The organism is Tepidamorphus gemmatus (assembly GCF_004346195.1).
Taxonomy (GTDB): domain Bacteria; phylum Pseudomonadota; class Alphaproteobacteria; order Rhizobiales; family Tepidamorphaceae; genus Tepidamorphus; species Tepidamorphus gemmatus.
Map to the genome: position 1 here is coordinate 191,053 of NZ_SMAK01000003.1, position 15,143 is coordinate 206,195.

A 15,143-nucleotide genomic window follows, 5' to 3' on the forward strand; every position below is an offset into this window, starting at 1 on the left:
TGACCGGACGGGCTATTCCGCCGCGTCGCTGCCCTGACGACCGGCGGCGTCGGTCCCGAACCGGCGCTCGATATACTCCATCACGATCGCCTTGAAGTCGGCCGCGATCATCGGGCCGCGAAGTGTCGTGACCTTCTGTCCGTCAATGAAGACCGGCGCGGCCGGGGATTCGCCGGTACCGGGCAGCGAGATGCCGATGTCGGCATGCTTGGATTCGCCCGGCCCGTTGACGATGCACCCCATCACCGCAAGGTTGAGGGTCTCGACGCCCGGATACCTTTCCCGCCATACCGGCATCTCGGTGCGGATGAAGTCCTGGATGTCGCGGGCGAGTTCCTGGAACACCGTCGAGGTCGTGCGTCCGCAACCCGGGCAGGCCGTCACCACGGGAACGAAGGTCCTGAGGCCCATGGTCTGCAGGATCTCCTGCGCGACCCGCACCTCGAGTGTGCGGTCGCCGCCCGGCTCGGGCGTCAGCGACACGCGGATCGTGTCGCCGATCCCCTCCTGAAGCAGGACTCCGATGCCGGCCGTCGATGCGACGATGCCCTTCGATCCCATGCCCGCCTCGGTGAGGCCGAGATGCAGCGCGTAGTCGCCACGCCGGCTCAGCATCCGGTAGACTGCGATGAGATCCTGCACCTGGCTGACCTTGGCCGACAGGATGATCCGATCGCGCCCCAGACCGATCTCCTCGGCACGCGCCGCCGACAGCAGCGCCGACTGGACGATCGCCTCGTGCATCACCGCACGGGCCGACTTCGGGGCCGGCGAGGCGGCGTTCTCGTCCATCAGCCGGGTCAGGAGCTCCTGATCGAGCGAGCCCCAGTTGACGCCGATCCTGACCGGCTTGTCATGGGTCAGCGCGATCTCGACCATCGCGCCGAACTGCCGGTCGCGTTTCTCGCGAAAGCCGACATTGCCCGGGTTGATCCGGTACTTCGCCAGCGCTTCGGCGCAGGCCGGATGCTCGGCGAGCAGCTTGTGGCCGATATAGTGGAAGTCCCCGACCAGCGGCACGTCGATTCCGGCACGCATCAGCCGGTCGCGGATGTGCGGCACGGCCGCCGCCGCCTCGTCGCGGTCCACCGTGATGCGGACGATCTCCGAGCCCGCCCGCGCCAGCGCGGCGACCTGGGCGACGGTTGCGGCGATGTCGGCGGTGTCGGTGTTGGTCATCGACTGGACCACGACCGGTGCCATGCCGCCCACCTGCACCGCTGCGGCGCCCCGACCGATGCGGACGCCGACCGTCCGCCTGCGCGCCGCGGGTCCGTATTCCTCGATCATGTGCGCTCCGCCGTCCCTGTAGCCGCCCGCTCGCCCGACCCGCGCTCTCCCGACATCTGCGCTCCCGCCGCCGTCTGCGCGCAGTGCCGGCACAGCCCGTCGATCTCGATCACGGTCAGGTCCGGCGCGAAACCGTTCGCCGCCGCCACCGAGTCGAGCGCCTCGCCGACGCCTTCGGCCAGCGCCTCGCCGACATTGCCGCAGGCCCGGCAGATCAGGAACACCGTCGCCGAATGGCGGGCGTCGCCGGCGGTGCAGGCGATGAAGGCGTTGCGGCTCTCGATCCGGTGCACCAGCCCCTGCTGCACCAGGAAGTCGAGAGCCCGGTATACGGTTATCGGGGCCGGCCTGCGGCCGTCGCCAGCCATCGCATCCATCAGTTCATAGGCGCCCATCGGACGGTGGCCCTGCGCCAAGAGCTCGAGCACCTTCTCGCGCTGGCTGGTCAACCTGGCGCCCCTGCGGCGGCACACGGCCCTCGCCGTGCGGACGATACGGTCGGCACAATGGCTGTGATCGTGATTCGGTGCCGGAAAATCGGCCATGTGTCCTCGGTGTCTGCGCCGGTGTTCCGCAGGCCGGGCACGACCGGCCCGGCGGGTTACTATAGCCTCACGACGGTGACATCGGAACGATACCCCGTCTTAACCGCGATGCTGCATTGCACTATCTAGCCCATGTAGGGCGGCGGGCTAATCCTCGAAAGGAGCGAGCATGTCTCTCAACGGCAAGACGGCGGTGGTCACGGGATCGACCTCCGGCATCGGACTGGGGATCGCCGACGCCTTGGCCCGCGCCGGTGCGAATATCGTCCTGAACGGTCTCGGCAAGGCCGAGGAGATCGAGACGATCCGGGCGAACATGGCGAGGACGCATGGCGTCGAGGTGCGCTTCTCCGGCGCCGACATGACGAGGCCCGACGAGATTGCCGGCATGATCCGCGAGGCAGAGACGGAATTCGGCTCGGTCGACATCCTGGTGAACAATGCCGGCATCCAGTACGTCGCCGCGATCGAGGAGTTTCCGGTCGAGAAGTGGGATCAGATCATCGCGATCAATCTGTCGGCCGCCTTTCACGGCATGCGCGCCGCCGTTCCGGGCATGAAACGTCGGGGCTGGGGCCGCATCGTCAACACCGCCTCGGCGCACGCCCTCGTCGCCTCGCCGTTCAAGGCTGCCTACGTGGCGGCCAAGCATGGCATCGCAGGTCTGACCAAGGTCGTGGCGCTCGAGACCGCCCGGCACGGCATCACCGTCAACGCGATCTGTCCGGGCTATGTCTGGACACCTCTGGTCGAGAAGCAGATTCCCGACACGGCCAGGGCGCGCGGCCTGACCGAGGAGCAGGTCAAGACGGATGTACTGCTGGCCGCCCAGCCGACAAAGGAATTCGTTACCGTCGATGAGGTGGCCGGGCTGGCGCTATTCCTGACCACCGATGCCGCCCGCTCGATCACCGGCGCGATCCTGCCGATCGACGGCGGCTGGACGGCGGAGTAGCGAGGTGGCGCGCGCGGCCGACAGCACCCGGGGTACCGCCACCGGCCGAACGAAGGCGGCCGCCGGCAAGCCGAGGACTGGGGCGGCGGCCGGCGACAGCGGCGAGGCCGTCGCGGTGCGCATCGACGATACCCCTGCACCGCGGCCGGGCAGCTCGAACCTGCGCACCGTCAACCTGGCGCTGCAGGGCGGCGGCGCCCACGGCGCCTTCACCTGGGGCGTGCTCGACTGGATGCTCGAGAACGCGCCGGTCGCAATCGAGGGCATCAGCGGCACCAGCGCCGGTGCGATGAATGCCGTGGCGCTGGTCTCCGGCTGGCACAATGGCGGACCTGAGGGAGCACGCGAGACGCTGGAAGCCTACTGGAAGGCGGTCAGCCGCGCCTCTCGCCTCTCGCCGGTGCAGCGCACCCTGCTCGACCGGTTGTTCGGTCATTGGTCGCTCGACTGGTCGCCGGGCTTCATGATGGTCGATCTCGTCAGCCGCTTCGTCTCGCCCTACGAGTTCAATCCGCTCAATCTGAACCCGCTGAAGGACCTGATCGAGGAGATCATCGACTTCGAGGCGATCCGCGACTGCACCTCGATCAAGCTGTTCCTGTCGGCCACGAACGTGCGCACCGGCAAGGTCAAGGTGTTCCGCAATCACGAGATCACCGCCGACCATGTCATGGCGTCGGCCTGCCTTCCGCTGATGTTCCAGGCCGTCGAAATCGACGGCGTGCCCTACTGGGACGGGGGATTCTCGGGCAACCCGGCACTCTGGCCGTTCTTCTATGCCACCGAAACCGAGGATCTGCTGCTCATCCAGATCAATCCGATCGAGCGGCCGGAAACGCCGAGGACGGCTCGCGAGATCCTCAACCGCATGAACGAGATCACCTTCAATGCCGCGCTGCTGAAGGAGCTCAGGGCGATCGAGTTCGTCGACCGGCTGGTCAGCGAGGGCAAGCTCGACAGCGAGCATTATCGGCGGATCCGCGTTCACGTCATCGACGGCGGCGAGTTCCTCAACGATCTGACCGCCTCGAGCAAGTTCAATGCGGAATGGGCGTTCCTGACCTATCTGCGCGACTGCGGCCGCCAGGCAGCGGCGAAGTTCGTCGACAGGCATCGCGCCCATATCGGCTCGATGACAACCGTCGACATGCGCAAGATGATCGACTGACAGGCCGGCGCCCCGACTCGACCAGCCTTGCTGTCGATGCATGGCGAAGCGGCCGTGAGCCCGCTTCCATCGCCGCGCAGCGCGGCTAGGATGACCGCATCGAGACTGGCTTTCCGGGGAAACGGCACCTCATGGCAGCAGACACCTCCAGCGCGGCGGGACCTCTCGCCGGCATCCGCGTCCTCGACCTGACCCGCGTGCTGGCCGGACCGAGCTGCACGCAGCTGCTCGGCGATCTGGGCGCCGACGTCATCAAGGTCGAGAAGCCCGGAGAGGGCGACGACACGCGGCGCTGGGGCCCGCCCAACCTGAAGGATGCATCCGGCGCCGATACCGCCGAGAGCGCCTACTACCTGTCGACAAACCGCAACAAGCGCTCCGTGGCGATCGACGTCGCCAGGCCCCAGGGCGCGGCGCTGGTGCGCCGTCTCGCCGCGCACAGCGACGTCCTGGTCGAGAACTTCAAGGTTGGCGGACTCGCCAAGTACGGGCTCGCCTATCCCGACCTCCGCGACGATCTGCCGCGCCTGGTCTATTGTTCGATCACCGGCTTCGGCCAGACCGGTCCCAACGCCCACCGGCCGGGCTACGACTTCCTCGCCCAGGGCATGGGTGGCATCATGAGCATCACCGGCGAGCCGGACGGCGAGCCGGTCAAGGTCGGCGTGGCGATCGCCGACATCATGTGCGGCATGTATGCGACGACCGCGATCCTGGCAGCGCTGCGCCACCGCGATGCGACCGGCATGGGCCAGCACATCGACATCGGGCTCGCCGACACCCAGGTCGCCTGGCTCTATAACGAGGGAATGAACTACCTGCTCGGCGGCAAGGTGCCGACCCGGCGAGGCAACGCGCACGCCAACATCGTGCCCTATCAGGTGTTCGAGACCGCCGATGGCCATGTCATCGTCGCCGTCGGCAATGACAGCCAGTTTCGCCGGCTGTGCGACTATCTCGGCCGCCCCGAACTCGCTGCGGATCCGCGCTTTGCGACGAATCCGGCACGCACCGCCAACCGCGGCGAGCTGGTGCCGCTGATCGCTGCGATCCTGAAGACGCGGCAGCGCGCCGACATCCTTGCCGGGTTGGAGAGTCGCGGCGTGCCCGTCGGCCCGGTCAACGACATCGCCCAGGCCTTGGCCGAGCCGCAGGTGGCCGCGCGCGACATGCTGGTCCGCATGGCCCATCCGCTCGCCGCCTCCGGCGAGGTCACGCTGATCGGCAATCCGCTGAAATTCTCCGAGAGCCCCATCACCTATCGCCGGCCACCGCCCACCCTCGGCGAGCACACCGACGAGGTGCTGGCCGAGATTCTCGGGCTCGACGAAGCCGATCGGCGGAAGCTCCGCGACGACGGCGCGATCTGAGCGATCACCGGCGGCGGGCCGACGCGGCCGCACCGCACAAAACTGCCGATTGATGCACGCCCGGCATGTTGAAAGGGGTGGGGGAGTATGCTAGCGAAGCGCCGGCTTCGGGGGCACGAGGTCTCCCGAGGCCTCCGGCCGGCTGTCCGGGTCCGACTCCGCTTCCATCGGGTCATACGATCCGCGCCGCTCACCAGGTCGCATCAGAGAGCTCGCCGCGTGACCGCAGAAGACACGACCGTATCTGGCGTTTCCGGCCGCTATGCCACGGCCCTGTTCGAACTGGCCGTCGAGGAGAAGTCGATCGACACGATCGCTGCCGATCTCGACGCGATCGACCGCATGATCGAAGAGAGTACCGATCTCAAGCGGCTGGTCATGAGCCCGGTGTTCTCCGCCGAGGAGCAGACCCGCGCGCTCGCGGCCATTCTCGACAAGGCCGGTATCACCGGAACCACCGCGAACTTCATTCGTGTGGTCGCCGCCAATCGCCGGCTGTTCGTGCTTCAGGGCATGATCGCTGCCTTCCGCAAGCTGGTGGCCGCGCATCGTGGCGAGGTCTCCGCCGAGGTCACCTCGGCCGAGGAGCTCACAGAGGCGCAGGTGGAATCGCTCGCCGCAGCGCTGAAGGCGTCGATCGGCAAGGATGTCCGGCTGTCCCGCAAGGTCGATCCGGGCCTGCTCGGCGGGCTGATCGTGAAGGTCGGCAGCCGGATGATCGACACGTCGCTGCGCACCAAGCTCAACAATCTCAAAATCGCTATGAAAGAGGTCGGCTGATGGACATTCGGGCCGCTGAAATCTCCTCGATCCTGAAGGAGCAGATCAAGAACTTCGGCAAGGAGGCCGAAGTTACCGAGGTCGGCCAGGTGCTGTCGGTCGGCGACGGCATCGCGCGCGTCTACGGCCTCGACAAGGTCCAGGCCGGCGAGATGGTCGAGTTTCCCGGCGGCATCCGCGGCATGGCGCTCAATCTCGAGACCGACAATGTCGGCGTCGTGATCTTCGGCTCGGACCGCGACATCCGCGAGGGCGACACGGTGAAGCGCACCGGCGCCATTGTCGAGGTGCCGGTCGGCAAGGAGTTGCTCGGCCGTGTCGTCGATGCGCTCGGCAATCCGATCGACGGCAAGGGCCCGATCAAGGCCAAGGAGCGTCGCCGTGTCGACGTCAAGGCGCCCGGCATCATTCCCCGCCAGTCGGTTCACGAGCCGATGGCGACCGGCCTCAAGGCGATCGACGCGCTGATTCCGATCGGTCGCGGCCAGCGCGAGCTGATCATCGGTGACCGCCAGACCGGCAAGACCGCGATCATTCTCGACACCTTCCTGAACCAGAAGCCTATCAATGAGGGCGACGACGAGAGCCGCAAGCTCTACTGCGTCTACGTCGCCGTTGGCCAGAAGCGCTCCACCGTTGCGCAGTTCGTCAAGGTGCTGGAGGAGCGCGGCGCACTCGACTACTCGATCGTGATTGCCGCGACCGCCTCGGATCCGGCTCCGATGCAGTACCTGGCGCCGTTCTCCGGATGCGCGATGGGCGAGTACTTCCGCGACAATGGCATGCATGCGGTGATCGCCTACGACGATCTGTCCAAGCAGGCCGTCGCCTATCGCCAGATGTCGCTGCTGCTGCGTCGTCCGCCGGGACGCGAGGCCTATCCGGGCGACGTGTTCTACCTGCATTCGCGCCTGCTCGAGCGGGCGGCGAAGATGAACAAGGAGAACGGATCCGGTTCGCTGACGGCGCTGCCGGTGATCGAAACCCAAGCCAACGACGTGTCGGCCTATATCCCGACCAACGTGATCTCGATCACCGACGGCCAGATCTTCCTCGAGACCGATCTGTTCTACCAGGGCATCCGCCCGGCGCTGAACGTCGGCCTGTCGGTGAGCCGTGTCGGCTCCGCTGCCCAGATCAAGGCGATGAAGCAGGTCGCCGGCAAGATCAAGGGCGAGCTCGCGCAGTACCGCGAGATGGCCGCCTTCGCCCAGTTCGGCTCCGATCTCGACGCCACCACCCAGCGCCTGCTCAACCGTGGCGCTCGTCTGACCGAACTCCTCAAGCAGCCGCAATTCTCGCCGCTCAAGGTCGAGGAGCAGGTGGTCGTGATCTATGCCGGCGTCAACGGCTTCCTCGATCCGCTGCCGGTTTCCGCCGTGCGCCGCTTCGAGGAGGAGCTGCTGCGCAACATGCGCGACAAGCACGCCGACATTCTCGATGCGATTCGCAACGAGCGCGAGATCTCAGAGAAGACCGGCGAGAAGCTGCACAAGGCGGTCAGCGCGTTCGCCAAGGCCTTCGCGGCCTGAGGCCCCGGATGGGCGGGCGCAGCGCAGCGAACGGACAGGGCCGGACATGGCGAGCCTCAAGGACCTCAGGAACCGCATCGCCTCGGTGAAGGCGACGCAGAAGATCACCAAGGCGATGCAGATGGTCGCCGCCGCGAAGCTGCGCCGTGCGCAGAGTGCGGCGGAGACGGCCAGACCCTATGCTGCGCGCATGGAGCAGGTATTGGCCGGACTGGCGGCCGCGATCCCGCCGGGCACCGGCGGTTCGCGGCTGATGGTCGGAACCGGTCGCGACGACGTCCACCTGCTGGTGGTGTGTACCGCCGAACGCGGCCTGTGCGGCGCCTTCAACTCCTCCATCGCGCGTCTGGCGCGCGAGCACGCCAACCGGCTGATCGGCGCCGGAAAGACCGTCAAGATCCTCTGCGTCGGCCGCAAGGGGTTCGATCTCCTGCGTCGCACCCATGGTGGGCTGATCGTCGACACGATCACGCTGCGCGACGTGAAGCAGGTCGGCTTCGTCAACGCCAAGGCCGTGGCCGACCGGGTGCTGGAAATGTTCGCGGGCGGCCAGTTCGACGTCGCAACGCTGTTCTATGCGCACTTCAAGTCGGTCATCAGCCAAGTGCCGACGGCCCAGCAGATCATCCCGGCGGTGTTGCCCGAGGTCGATCCGGCCGCCGGCACGCAGGCGCTTGCGGTCTACGAGTTCGAGCCCGAGGAGAGTGAGATCCTCGAGGATCTGCTGCCGCGCAACATCGCCGTGCAGATCTTCCGGGCGCTGCTCGAGAACGCCGCGTCCGAACAGGGTGCGCGGATGACCGCGATGGACAATGCCACCCGCAATGCCGGCGACATGATCCACAAGCTGACGCTCAACTACAACCGTACGCGTCAGGCGCAGATCACCAAGGAACTGATCGAAATCATCTCGGGCGCCGAGGCGCTCTGACCGACAGGCCGAAAGGGGATAGTTTCAGATGGCACGCAAGCCCGCCACCTCCAAGAACAAGTCGGTAGGCCGCATCACCCAGGTGATGGGCGCCGTCGTCGACGTCCATTTCGACGAGAACCTGCCGGAGATCCTCAACGCGCTCGAAACCAACAATCACGGCAATCGCCTGGTGCTCGAGGTCGCCCAGCATCTCGGCGAGAACACCGTGCGCACCATCGCCATGGATGCGACCGAGGGCCTGACGCGCGGCCAGGAAGTGATCGACACCGGCGAGCCGATCGAGGTTCCCGTCGGCGAGGAGACTCTCGGCCGCATCATGAACGTCATCGGCGAACCGATCGACGAGGCCGGCCCGGTGAAAACCAAGCATCGCCGCCCGATCCATGCGCCGGCGCCCGACTTCGTCGACCAGTCGACCGAGGCGGAGATCCTCGTCACCGGCATCAAGGTCGTCGACCTGTTGGCCCCCTATGCCAGGGGTGGCAAGATCGGTCTGTTCGGCGGCGCCGGCGTCGGCAAGACGGTGCTGATCCAGGAGCTGATCAACAATGTCGCCAAGGCGCATGGCGGCTATTCCGTGTTCGCCGGCGTCGGCGAGCGCACGCGCGAGGGCAACGATCTCTATCACGAGATGATCGAGTCCGGCGTCAACAAGGATCCGCACAAGAACAACGGCTCGACCGAAGGCTCCAAATGCGCCCTGGTGTTCGGCCAGATGAACGAGCCGCCCGGAGCCCGTGCCCGCGTCGGCCTGACCGGCCTCACCGTCGCCGAATATTTCCGCGACCAGGGCCAGGATGTGCTGTTCTTCGTCGACAACATCTTCCGCTTCACGCAGGCCGGCTCCGAGGTGTCCGCCCTGCTCGGCCGCATCCCCTCGGCTGTGGGCTACCAGCCGACGCTCGCCACCGACATGGGTGCGCTGCAGGAACGCATCACCACCACCAACAAGGGCTCGATCACCTCGGTGCAGGCCATTTACGTGCCGGCCGACGACCTGACCGACCCCGCTCCGGCCACCTCGTTCGCCCATCTCGATGCGACGACGGTGCTCAACCGCGCCATTTCGGAGAAGGGCATCTATCCGGCGGTCGATCCGCTCGACTCCACGTCGCGCATGCTCGATCCGAACATCATCGGCGAGGAGCATTACGAGACCGCCCGCCGCGTCCAGGAAATCCTGCAGCGCTACAAGTCGCTGCAAGACATCATCGCGATCCTGGGCATGGACGAGCTGTCGGAAGAGGACAAGCTGACGGTCGCGCGCGCCCGCAAGATCGAGCGCTTCCTGTCGCAGCCCTTCCACGTTGCCGAGGTCTTCACCGGCTCGCCGGGTGTCTTCGTCGATCTCGCCGACACCATCAAGGGCTTCAAGGGGCTGTGCAACGGCGAATATGACCATCTCCCGGAAGCTGCCTTCTACATGGTCGGCACCATCGAGCAGGCGGTCGAGAAGGCCCAGCGTCTCGCTGCCGAGGCCGCCTGAGCCGAACGCGAGGACACCGGACATGGCCGAAACTTTCGTCTTCGAGCTGGTCTCGCCCGAACGGCTGCTGATGTCGGAACAGGTCGAGCAGGTCGACGTTCCGGGCAGCGAGGGCGATTTCGGCGTCCTCGCCCATCATGCCCCCTTCATCTCGACCCTGCGGCCGGGACTGATGCGGATCCGGACCGGATCGCAGACCAGGGAGATCTTCGTGCGCGGCGGTCTCGCCGAGGTGCGCGCCAACTCGCTCACGGTCCTCGCCGAGCAGGCGATCCCGGTCGAGGAGATCGACGAAGGCAAGCTTGCCGAGGAAATCCGCAATGCCGAGGAGGACGTGGCCGACGCGCGCGACGAGGCAGCCCGCCACCGGGCTGAAGTCCATCTTGCCCAGCTTCGCGAGGTCGTCTCCGCGCTGAAGGCAGCCGGTCACGCCTGACGGACCCGGTCAAGGCGGTTGGGGACGACGCGGACATGATCGACGAGCCCTTCAGCCGCGCGGCTTGGCGCCGCAACGAGACGCTCTACGAGCGTATCCGGACGATGCCGTTCAACATGGCACTGGCCGCCGGAACGCTCGAGGCGGACCGCTTCCGCCACTACATCATTCAGGATGCGCATTACCTGACCGCGTTCGCCCGCGCGCTCGCCATCGCGGCAGCGAAGGCCGACGATGCCAACGGTATCGTCCAGTTCGCCGAGGCCGCGCGGGTCGCGATTGTCGTCGAGCGAAGCCTGCACGCCGACTACTTCGTCCGGTTCGGCGTCTCGCAGGAGGCGTTCGCCGCGGCAGGGCTGTCGCCCGCCTGTCATCACTATGTGTCGTTCCTGCTCGCCACGGCCCATGCCGAGCCCTACCCGGTCGTTCTCGCCGCGGTGCTGCCCTGTTTCTGGGTGTACGCCGAGGTCGGCCAGGACATCCATCGCCGCACCGTCGCCGCCAACCCCTATCAGGCATGGATCGACACCTACGCCGGCGAGGACTTCGCGGCGGCGGTCGCCGCGGTGATCGAAACGACCGATCGAGCCGCCGGAAGAGCCGCCCATGACACGCTCGAAGCGATGCATGCCGCCTTCACCCGCGCCATGCAGCTCGAATGGATGTTCTGGGATTCGGCCTGGCGTCTCGAACGATGGCCGGACTGACGCGGCAGCGCTCCCGTCGGGCCGGCACGGCACGTGCCGATTGCCGCATCTGCGGGCAGCCGCACGCGCGCCCTGTTCCGGCCATCGGCCGACATGCTAACTGGAATTTCGCCGTCGGGGCAGACGAACCCGGCTGAGGCGTGGAATTGGCTTTTCGCGAGGGTTCGACGACATGCGCATCCTGATCTACGGCGCGGGCAAGACCGGCACCACTGCGGTCTACTACGCCTTCAAGAACCTGCTGCCGAATCACATCGCGTTCTTCGAGCCGCCTTCGCTTCTGCAGCTGCCCTACGACCAGCATTCCGACATGCTGGTGAAGTCGCTGTCCGTCCTGCGGCATGACAAGATGGCGTCGTCCTTCGAACGCTATCAGCAGAAGATCCTCATCGTCCGACACCCCTTCGACCGACTGGTCAGCTACATCCTGTTCGCGCCGAACAATGGTCCGGGCTTCCTCGACGACCGCAACATGGAGCGCTACCTGGACCTCCTGCGCCGCAAGCTCGAGTCCCCGCGCAGCGTCTCGATGCGCGAGATCACCGCGATGGTCGAGGAGTACTACCCCTCGCGTGCGGCGATGCACGATTCGGTGACGGTCCTCGAGACCATTGCCCACACCTATCCCGACTTCTTCCTGCTGCGTTACGAGGACTTCGTCGACGGCAGGCTCGACGCGCTCAGCGCCTATTGCGGCCTGCCGCTGTCGAACGAGCCGGAGATCACCGGATTCGCCACGAAGGTCGCTCGTTCGAAATCCCATGGCGACTGGCACAAGTGGTTCCTGCCGGAAGATGTCACCCATTTCCGCGAGATATACGGCTCCTATCTCGAGCGCTTCGGCTACGAAACGCAGATCGAGGAGGCCGAACCTCTCGATCTCGACACGACCATCAACTACAGCATCAAGGTCGGCAATCAGGGACGCCAGAACCGATGGCTGCCCATCTACGTGCCCGGCGAGGTCCACATGACCTGGGAAGGTCCCGCCTATCATGCGGCGCGTAACGCCTTCCAGCGCGGCTCCAAGGACGAGGCGCTGCGCATGGTCGACGAGGTCATTGCAGGCGGTACCGCGATCGCCGGCTTCTTCGAACTCAAGTCACAGATCCTCGCCCAGGCGGAGGATTTCGCCGGGGCGGCAGAGGCGCTGCGCCAGGCAATGGCGCTCGCACCCGGAGAGGAATCTTTTGAGAAGCGGTTGAAAGGACTGCTGTCGAAGGAGAAATCTTCGGCCAGGCGAGTCCCGCCGCCTGCCTCAGCGCGGGGAACCGGGACGGCCGCCGGGTCCGGAGCGGCGCCGGCCGTGGCGCCAGCGGGACAGCCTGCCGCACGTCCGGCCGGCACGGCGGTCCACCGAACGCTGATGCTGGGCCAGAGTCACATGCAGGGCATCAAGAAGGGCGCGACCATGCTCCGCACGGCCGGTCGCTTTCCCGCCAATCTGGCGCTCGAGTTCATCCAACTTCGGGCAGCCCGGTTCAACCCCTATTTCCCGGATGGCGGCGATACACTCAACGAGGCGTTGCTCCGTGAGATAGACGCGCATCTCGCCGCGACCGACCTCGTCGTCTCGGTGATCGGCGGCAATGCCTACAATGTGCTGGGGCTGGTCAATCACGAGCGCCCGTTCGATTTCGAGCTCTCTACCGATCCCGATCTGCCGCTGGCGGAGGATCGCGAGATCCTGCCCGAGGAGGTGGTTCGCGCCAGCCTGGACCGCCAGAATGCGAACGCGTTGCGGCTGCTCGGTGCGTTGAAGGCGCGGATCGGCAGGCCGTTTGTTCATGTGCAATCTCCCCCGCCCATTCCCAGCGAGGCGCACATCCGGGCCCATCCGGGCAAGTTCGCCGACAAGATCGCCCAGTTCGGCGTGACGCCGGCGATCATCCGCTACAAGCTGTGGAAGCTGCAGTCGGAGATCTTCCGCGCGTTCTGCGCCGCGAACGGCATCGCGTTCCTCGACGTTCCGGCGAATGTCGTCGATGAACGGGGCATGCTGGTCGAGGCGGCCTGGAGCAACGATCCCACCCACGGCAACGCCTGGTACGGCGAGCAGGTGATAGGGCAACTCTCCGGGTGGCTCGCATCTCAGAACGGCAGGTACGCGGGCGCGCACTGATGGCCACACCCTATTCCGATCAGCCGCCACACGCCTTCTGGCGCTCCGCGATGGCCGGCGTCCCGGCCGATGACGTTGATCCGGTCGTCCGCGCTGCCTTCCGCATCCCGGCCGACGCGCCGGTGATGACCGCCGGCAGCTGTTTCGCCCAGCACATCGGCCGAAACCTCGAGGCTCGCGGACTCAACCATCTCGTCACCGAGACGGCCCATCCGCTGATGCCCCCGGACATGGCTCGCGCCGCCGGCTACGGCGTCTTTTCGGCGCGCTACGCAAACATCTACACCGCGCGGCAGTTCCTCCAGCTGCTGCAGCGTGCCTACGGGAGGTTCGAACCGGTCGAGGACGTGTGGAGCACCGAGACCGGGCGCTTTGTCGATCCGTTCCGGCCACGCATCGAGCCGCAAGGCTTCCGCAGCGCCGCAGCCTGCCGCGCTGATACGGTGCGCCATCTTGGCTGCGTGCGCGCAGCCGTGGAACAGATGTCGGTGCTGGTCTTCACCCTGGGGCTCACCGAGGCCTGGCGTTCGCGCGCCGATGGCGCGACCTATCCGCTCTGTCCGGGCGTCGCCGGTGGCAGCTTCGATCCCGCGCGGTACGAATTCGTCAATTTCGGGGTCGACGAGGTCGCCGACGACCTGACAACCGCGATCGGTCTGATCCGGGACGTGAACCCATCGGCGAAGGTGATCCTCACGGTCTCGCCGGTGCCGCTGGCCGCCACGGCGGTCGACAGGCATGTGCTGGTCTCGACCACCCTGTCAAAGGCCGTCCTGCGCGTCGCTGCCGAACAGGTGGCCTCCCGGCTGTCGGATGTCGCCTATTTCCCCTCCTACGAGATCATCACCGGCCCGCATGCGCGCGGGAGCTACTTCGGCGCCGACCTGCGTTCGGTGACCGAGGCCGGCGTGGAGCATGTGATGCGGCTGTTCTTCCGCCACTACATGGGGCTCGAGCCCCGGACCGAGGTTGCCCGTTCGCCCGTTCCCGCGGATGCCCGCAGCGATGCCCACACCGAGGAGATGGCCGAACTGGTCGAGGTCGATTGCGACGAGGTTGTGCTCGAGGCGCTGGCGCCGGAGAATGGCGATTCGGAGCCCGCGCGATGAGCGCCGCCGACCGTCTTGCCGACATCCGCAGCGCGATCGACCGGGCCACCGCCGCCGCCGGACGCCCGGACGGCGCCGTGACGCTTGTTGCCGTCTCGAAGACGTTCGGCGCCGCCGACATCGCACCGGTGATCGCTGCCGGCCAGCGCGTCTTCGGCGAGAACCGCGTCCAGGAGGCCCAGGCCAAGTGGCCGGCTCTGAAAGCAGCCCATCCCGACATCGAGCTGCACCTGATCGGCCCGCTGCAGACCAACAAGGTACGCGACGCCGTGGCGTTGTTCGACGTCATCGAAACCGTCGACCGCGACCGTCTGGCTGAGGCCTTGGCGAGGGAAATCGCCCGCCAGGGTCGCACGCCGCGGCTGTTCGTACAGGTCAACACCGGCGCGGAGCCGCAGAAGGCCGGCGTGTTGCCTGAAGAGACCGCTGCCTTCGTCACGCGCTGCCGCGACACCTACGGCCTCGACATAGAAGGACTGATGGCGATTCCACCGCTCGACGAGGCGCCGGCCCCGCATTTCGCCCTTCTGGCCAGGCTCGCCCGCGAACTCGGACTGCCCGGACTGTCGATGGGCATGAGCGCCGACTTTGAGATCGGGATCGCCCATGGCGCCACCCATGTGCGTGTCGGCAGCGCCATCTTCGGCAGCCGGGGATAGGGCGGGCTCAGGTCTTGACGGACGTCTGCCCCGGTCTTGGAGGGGGTCGG

The 15,143-nt window shown here is 66.7% G+C and carries 14 protein-coding genes; 12 read left to right on the plus strand and 2 right to left on the minus strand.

Annotated features, from left to right (window positions below):
- Window positions 1–12: 12 nt before the first annotated feature.
- Together ispG and EDC22_RS06305 are read right to left on the minus strand one after the other, a co-directional pair.
- On the minus strand, window positions 13–1,290 hold the full coding sequence (ispG, locus tag EDC22_RS06300; protein ID WP_132805771.1) for a flavodoxin-dependent (E)-4-hydroxy-3-methylbut-2-enyl-diphosphate synthase: 1,278 nt from the start codon (window positions 1,288–1,290) through the stop codon (window positions 13–15).
- Window positions 1,287–1,835: a Fur family transcriptional regulator gene (locus EDC22_RS06305; RefSeq protein WP_132805772.1), complete on the minus strand. Its 549-nt coding sequence runs from the start codon at window positions 1,833–1,835 to the stop codon at window positions 1,287–1,289. Before EDC22_RS06305 ends, ispG begins: the two co-directional genes overlap by 4 nt.
- 169 nt (window positions 1,836–2,004) lie before the next feature.
- Between EDC22_RS06305 and EDC22_RS06310 the strand changes: the two genes are divergently transcribed.
- The 12 genes from EDC22_RS06310 to EDC22_RS06365 all read left to right on the plus strand — a co-directional run bounded on the left by EDC22_RS06310 (window position 2,005) and on the right by EDC22_RS06365 (window position 15,093).
- The gene (locus tag EDC22_RS06310; RefSeq protein ID WP_132805773.1) at window positions 2,005–2,790 is read left to right on the plus strand and encodes a 3-hydroxybutyrate dehydrogenase; all 786 of its coding nucleotides are present in this window, start codon (window positions 2,005–2,007) and stop codon (window positions 2,788–2,790) included.
- Between the two features lie 4 nt (window positions 2,791–2,794).
- Window positions 2,795–3,958 carry a patatin-like phospholipase family protein gene (locus EDC22_RS06315; protein WP_245499658.1) on the plus strand — a complete coding sequence of 388 codons (1,164 nt, stop codon included), beginning with the start codon at window positions 2,795–2,797 and terminating at the stop codon, window positions 3,956–3,958.
- Between the two features lie 131 nt (window positions 3,959–4,089).
- Window positions 4,090–5,328 carry a CaiB/BaiF CoA transferase family protein gene (locus tag EDC22_RS06320; RefSeq protein ID WP_132805774.1) on the plus strand — a complete coding sequence of 413 codons (1,239 nt, stop codon included), beginning with the start codon at window positions 4,090–4,092 and terminating at the stop codon, window positions 5,326–5,328.
- Window positions 5,329–5,547: 219 nt separating this feature from the next.
- Window positions 5,548–6,108 (plus strand): F0F1 ATP synthase subunit delta, encoded by a 561-nt coding sequence (locus EDC22_RS06325; RefSeq protein ID WP_132805775.1) that lies wholly within the window; start codon window positions 5,548–5,550, stop codon window positions 6,106–6,108.
- Entirely contained in the window at window positions 6,108–7,640 is a 1,533-nt protein-coding gene (atpA, locus tag EDC22_RS06330; RefSeq protein ID WP_132805776.1) for a F0F1 ATP synthase subunit alpha, read from the plus strand. The genes EDC22_RS06325 and atpA overlap by 1 nt, the downstream gene beginning before the upstream one ends.
- A gap of 46 nt (window positions 7,641–7,686) precedes the next feature.
- Window positions 7,687–8,571 carry a F0F1 ATP synthase subunit gamma gene (locus tag EDC22_RS06335; RefSeq protein ID WP_132805777.1) on the plus strand — a complete coding sequence of 295 codons (885 nt, stop codon included), beginning with the start codon at window positions 7,687–7,689 and terminating at the stop codon, window positions 8,569–8,571.
- Between the two features lie 28 nt (window positions 8,572–8,599).
- Window positions 8,600–10,060, plus strand: a complete 1,461-nt coding sequence (gene atpD / locus EDC22_RS06340; RefSeq protein WP_132805778.1) for a F0F1 ATP synthase subunit beta — start codon at window positions 8,600–8,602, stop codon at window positions 10,058–10,060.
- Between the two features lie 22 nt (window positions 10,061–10,082).
- Entirely contained in the window at window positions 10,083–10,496 is a 414-nt protein-coding gene (locus EDC22_RS06345) for a F0F1 ATP synthase subunit epsilon (RefSeq protein ID WP_132805779.1), read from the plus strand.
- Window positions 10,497–10,531: 35 nt separating this feature from the next.
- Entirely contained in the window at window positions 10,532–11,203 is a 672-nt protein-coding gene (gene tenA, locus EDC22_RS06350; RefSeq protein WP_132805780.1) for a thiaminase II, read from the plus strand.
- Window positions 11,204–11,375: 172 nt separating this feature from the next.
- Window positions 11,376–13,325 (plus strand): hypothetical protein, encoded by a 1,950-nt coding sequence (locus EDC22_RS06355; protein WP_132805781.1) that lies wholly within the window; start codon window positions 11,376–11,378, stop codon window positions 13,323–13,325.
- Window positions 13,325–14,434 carry a GSCFA domain-containing protein gene (locus EDC22_RS06360; RefSeq protein WP_132805782.1) on the plus strand — a complete coding sequence of 370 codons (1,110 nt, stop codon included), beginning with the start codon at window positions 13,325–13,327 and terminating at the stop codon, window positions 14,432–14,434. The genes EDC22_RS06355 and EDC22_RS06360 overlap by 1 nt, the downstream gene beginning before the upstream one ends.
- Complete coding sequence (locus EDC22_RS06365; protein ID WP_132805783.1) at window positions 14,431–15,093, plus strand: YggS family pyridoxal phosphate-dependent enzyme; 663 nt, start codon at window positions 14,431–14,433, stop codon at window positions 15,091–15,093. Before EDC22_RS06360 ends, EDC22_RS06365 begins: the two co-directional genes overlap by 4 nt.
- The last annotated feature ends 50 nt before the right edge of the window (window positions 15,094–15,143 follow it).